Genomic DNA, 4,732 nt, shown 5'->3' with positions numbered 1-4,732 from the left:
AATTACAACAAATCGCTGAAAAAGAAGCGCAAGAAAAAGCTGCACAAGAAGCTGCTGCTCAAAAACAAGCAGAACAAGCTGCTAAAGAAGCACAAGCTGCACCAGCGCAAGCGCCTGCAGAACAATCTGCACCAGCAAACAATGCTGGACAAGCTCAAAAAGAAGAGCCTAAAAAAGAAGAGCCTAAAAAAGAAGAGCCTAAAAAAGAGACACCTAAACAAGAAAACAAAAAACCAGAGCCAGCACCAGGGCCAACTCCGGATACTGGCGTGATTGGTAAAGCACGACAATACTTAGGTATGCCATATGTTTGGGGGAGTGCATCTCCATCAAACGGTGGTTTTGACTGTAGTGGATTTATTTCTTACATTTATGGTGTAGGTCGTCAAGACGTTGCAGGTTACTGGAACTCAGTTTCGAAAGTAAGTAGCCCACAACCTGGAGATTTAGTATTCTTCCAAGGTACTTATAAAGCAGGTCCATCTCACATCGGTATTTACGTTGGTAACGACCAAATGATTCATGCTGGTGATAAAGGGATTGCTTACGCTAGCTTAAGCAGTAGCTACAACCAAAAACATTTCTTAGGTTACGGTAGATTATAGGATTTATAATTGAATAAAAAACGTGTATAAAGTCGATAGCTTACTATTTTATAAGTAGGTTATCGGCTTTTTTGAGTTTTTACGAGATAAAGAGAAGGATTTATAGTAGTGCTGGAGGTGGCTATTGATGATGTTAGCTGGTAGACAGTTACTGTTAGAAGAACTCTCTTCAGATTTGCAGAATAAATTGGATCATCTGAAAAGGAATCGAGACGTCGTTTGTGTGCAAGGGGTAATTAAGAAGTCTTCAAAATATGTGTGTCAGCGCTGCGGAAATATAGAGCAGCGACTATTTGTATCATTGCTATGTAAAAGGTGCAATGAAGTATGTACGTATTGCCGGAAATGTATAACGATGGGCAGGGTAAGTGAATGTACTGTACTTGTTCGCGGGATTGCTGAAATAAGCGGAGAAAGTTATTTGAATCCGTTACAGTGGGAAGGCGTTTTGTCTGACGGTCAGGAGTTAGCTGCGCAAAGTGTCGTTGACGCTGTTAAGCAGAAAGAATCATTTTTTATTTGGGCGGTGTGCGGGGCTGGAAAAACAGAAATGTTGTTTCGCGGAATTGCAGAGGCACTACAAAAGGGAGAAAGAGTTTGTATTGCAACGCCGAGAACGGACGTTGTACTTGAATTAGCACCAAGATTACAAGAAGTGTTTCCAAATATAAATGTAGCTGCTTTATACGGAGGGAGTTTAGACCGAGAAAAAGATGCGGCGTTAATCGTTGCAACTACACATCAATTGTTACGTTATTATAGGGCGTTCCATGTCATGATTGTAGATGAGATAGATGCTTTTCCGTATCATGCAGATAAGATGTTGCAGTATGCAGTAAGCGAAGCGATGAAAGAGAAGGCAGCACGTATTTATTTAACTGCAACTCCAGATGAAAAGTGGAAGCGTAAGTTGCGAAGTGGTAACCAAAAAGGGGTTATTATTTCAGGGCGATACCATCGTCATCCATTGCCAGTTCCGATATTTCGGTGGTGCGGAAATTGGAAAAAGGGTCTTATACGTAAAAAAATTCCTCGTGCTTTATTACAATGGTTAAATCTGTACTTATCGAAACGATACCCCATTTTTCTATTTRTTCCTCATGTGCGATATGTAGAAGAAATTAGCCAGTTATTAAAATCATTAAACAATCAAATTGACGGTGTGCATGCAGAAGATCCGGCGAGAAAAGAGAAGGTAGCAGCTTTCAGAAAAGGAGAAATCCCTTTATTAGTTACAACGACGATTTTGGAACGAGGAGTAACTATTAAAAATTTACAAGTTGCAGTTTTAGGAGCTGAGGAAGAAATATTTTCAGAAAGTGCTCTCGTTCAAATTGCAGGGCGTGCTGGCAGAAGCTCTGATGAACCGCATGGAGATGTTATCTATTTTCATTATGGAAAGACAGAGGCGATGGTGCGTRCGAAAAAACATATTCAAAGTATGAATAAGAATGCTAAAGAACAAGGATTGATAGATTGATGCATTGTCTACTTTGTGATGAGTATATTTCATATGCGATTAGTTGGTACACTTTTTTTGTTAAGCTTCATAAAAAGTATATATGTGATAGATGTGAACAAAAACTTTCCTATATTATAGGAGATATTTGCAAGGAGTGTGGTCGGCCTTTAGAACTTGTACCAGCTGAATATAAAAACGGGGATATTTGTATGGACTGCATAAGGTGGACGAACGAGCAGGGGTTTCCGTCTCTCATAAATCGTTCGTTGCATGTGTATGATGAAGGGATGAAAGAAATATTAGCACAGTTTAAATTTCGAGGAGATGCTGAATTAGTGCATATTTTTCATCAGCCTTTTCGAAGTCTTTTTCAAAAATATTTTGCGAATGTTTCAGTTGCCATTCCGGTTCCTCTTAGTGAAGAGCGAGAATACGAGCGTGGTTTTAATCAAGCGGAGTTACTAGCTTCTTGTTTGCCTATCAAAATGTTTTGTACATCATTAAGAAGAATAGAAACAGAAAAACAAAGTAAGAAGAAGCGTAAAGAAAGGATATCGGGAGTTAATCCTTTTTATTTTCAGGGAGAAGAGATGTTTCATGAGCAACATGTTTTAATCGTGGATGATGTGTATACGACAGGAATTACTGTTAGGCAAATTGGAAGCCTTTTGTATGATCGAGGAGCGAGAGAGGTTTCTTGTTTGACGCTTTGTAGAGGTTAATATGTGAATGTCGAAAGGAGTAATAAAAAGACGACAGGTCTTCTTTGACTTACAGTCTTGTCATTCGCTATAGTCAGAATATGGGGCGAATGCCCTGATTTTAAGAGTGAAGGGAATGGAATGAACATGCAAGGACGAGTAAAATGGTTCAATGCAGAAAAGGGATTTGGGTTTATTGAGCGTGAAGATGGTGACGATGTGTTTGTTCATTTTTCTGCTATTCAACAAGATGGTTATAAGTCGTTAGAAGAAGGTCAACAAGTGGAGTTTGATATTGTTGATGGAGCACGTGGACCACAAGCAGCTAATGTTGTGAAACTGTAAAAATTAAGTTTTTGGAAAAGATAGAGCTGTATTTTTAGCAGCATTATATAGATGGTGAAGCTCTTGCTCGTAACAAGGGCTTTTTTGTTTCGGAGGAGTTGTCAAAAAGTTGTTTCTTTTCTGTAACTAATTGTCCACAGTTACATTCGTTATTCACGATGTTAATAGGATAAAATAAAGATAGAAACGATGCATCTTTTCATTTCAACAAAAAACGATAAAAAAATCGCAATTCCACTAATTTTTTAAAAAAACTAGAAGGAGTTTTTAAGCCAATGTCGAAATTATAGTACATAGGCTTGAAAGGAGGAATTCATCTATGAAATTCAACATTCGTGGTGAAAATATTGAAGTAACTCCAGCATTAAAGGAATATGTAGAGAAAAAGCTAAGTAAATTAGAGCGTTATTTTGATACATTCCCAGAGATTAAGGTTAATTTAAAAGTATACTCTGACAAGCAACGTATCGAGGTAACAATTCCATTTACAGATTTATTACTTCGTGCAGAAGAAACAAATAGCGATATGTACGCTGCGATTGATTTAGTAGTTGATAAAATTGAGCGACAAATTCGTAAACATAAAACAAAAGTAAACCGTAAATTACGTGAGAAAGGTTCTATTAAAACTAACTTTATCCTTCCAGAAGCAGTAGCTGTTCTGGATGCGGTAGAAGAGGATGAATTAGAACTTGTACGTACAAAACGATTCGATTTAAAACCGATGGACGTTGAAGAAGCGATCTTACAAATGGATATGCTAGGACATAGTTTCTTCGTCTTCACAAATGCGGATACAAATGAAACTAATGTTGTATATGGCCGTAAAGACGGGAAATATGGTTTAATCGAAACTAAATAATAATTCGAAGGCGCAGCCAAATGAGGCTGCGCTTTTTTATATATTTTAGTTATTATATTGAGATCGTGAATGTGATTATCGCCACAAGTATTTCCTTGTTAGGAGTATACTAATTTTGTTTAATTTAACAATATTTTATAATTGTAAATAAAATATTAAGTTTCCTGGAATTAATTGATAGTGCATTTCGACCTTGATATTCTAATAATGTATTATACGGATTTAATTTATTCCTTCAGTGAAAAAATAAAATCAATATAATGCTACAAATTATCGGAGGTGTTTTTAGTGAGTATTAAGAAAAAAAGYCGTTTTATGTTTGGATCTGTTTTATCTTTAGGTATTTTAGCTAGTACTTTTGCTTTAACCGAACCGGCCAAGGCTGATACTAAGGCTAATACAAGGGATGATCATGTGGAATTTACCTTTAGACTTTGGAATGCATATGATTATACTAATGCACGTCCTAAAGAGAATGATACTTCTATGTATATGCGTGTGAAGAGCAGTGAGAAGGGCGGTGGTTCTTTCAACGTTTGGACAGAAGCGGATAAAAATAAAAATGCAGAAAATAGAAAATGGGTAAATGTTTCAGGTGATTCAGGTAAGCATGAAGGAGAAGTGCAACCAGGTAAAACATATCTTTTCAAAAATTATGCATATGAAAACTATGGGAAAAATGTTCCTGTTAGATTTGGTGGTTATTCTAGAGAAAATAATGCTTATCCTACTGCTTGGAGCCCTGATAGTGTAAGAC

General features: G+C 36.9%; 6 protein-coding genes. All 6 read left to right on the top strand.

Annotation, left to right across the window (positions count from 1 at the left end):
- A partial coding sequence (locus AC1DJR_RS17690) for a C40 family peptidase (RefSeq protein WP_477003141.1) occupies positions 1–605 on the top strand: 605 nt, incomplete at its 5' end.
- Between the two features lie 130 nt (positions 606–735).
- Positions 736–2,085, top strand: a complete 1,350-nt coding sequence (comFA, locus tag AC1DJR_RS17685) for an ATP-dependent helicase ComFA (protein ID WP_477003140.1) — start codon at positions 736–738, stop codon at positions 2,083–2,085.
- Positions 2,085–2,789, top strand: a complete 705-nt coding sequence (locus tag AC1DJR_RS17680; protein WP_002129929.1) for a ComF family protein — start codon at positions 2,085–2,087, stop codon at positions 2,787–2,789. Before comFA ends, AC1DJR_RS17680 begins: the two co-directional genes overlap by 1 nt.
- Before the next feature lie 126 nt (positions 2,790–2,915).
- Complete coding sequence (gene cspC / locus AC1DJR_RS17675; RefSeq protein WP_001990088.1) at positions 2,916–3,113, top strand: cold shock protein CspC; 198 nt, start codon at positions 2,916–2,918, stop codon at positions 3,111–3,113.
- A 319-nt stretch (positions 3,114–3,432) separates the two neighbouring features.
- Complete coding sequence (gene hpf / locus AC1DJR_RS17670; protein ID WP_002016135.1) at positions 3,433–3,975, top strand: ribosome hibernation-promoting factor, HPF/YfiA family; 543 nt, start codon at positions 3,433–3,435, stop codon at positions 3,973–3,975.
- 288 nt (positions 3,976–4,263) lie between these two features.
- The coding region (locus tag AC1DJR_RS17665; RefSeq protein WP_477003139.1) for a hypothetical protein at positions 4,264–4,732 on the top strand (469 nt) is incomplete at its 3' end.

The organism is Bacillus sp. 05T31, assembly GCF_056396725.1.
This window is presented reverse-complemented; position numbering and strand designations above follow the sequence as displayed.

Coding starts and splice junctions, on each gene's coding strand:
- AC1DJR_RS17680 (WP_002129929.1), top strand. CDS start 2,085: ATGCATTGTCTACTTTGTGATGAGTATATTTCATATGCGATTAGTTGG.
- cspC (WP_001990088.1), top strand. CDS start 2,916: ATGCAAGGACGAGTAAAATGGTTCAATGCAGAAAAGGGATTTGGGTTT.
- hpf (WP_002016135.1), top strand. CDS start 3,433: ATGAAATTCAACATTCGTGGTGAAAATATTGAAGTAACTCCAGCATTA.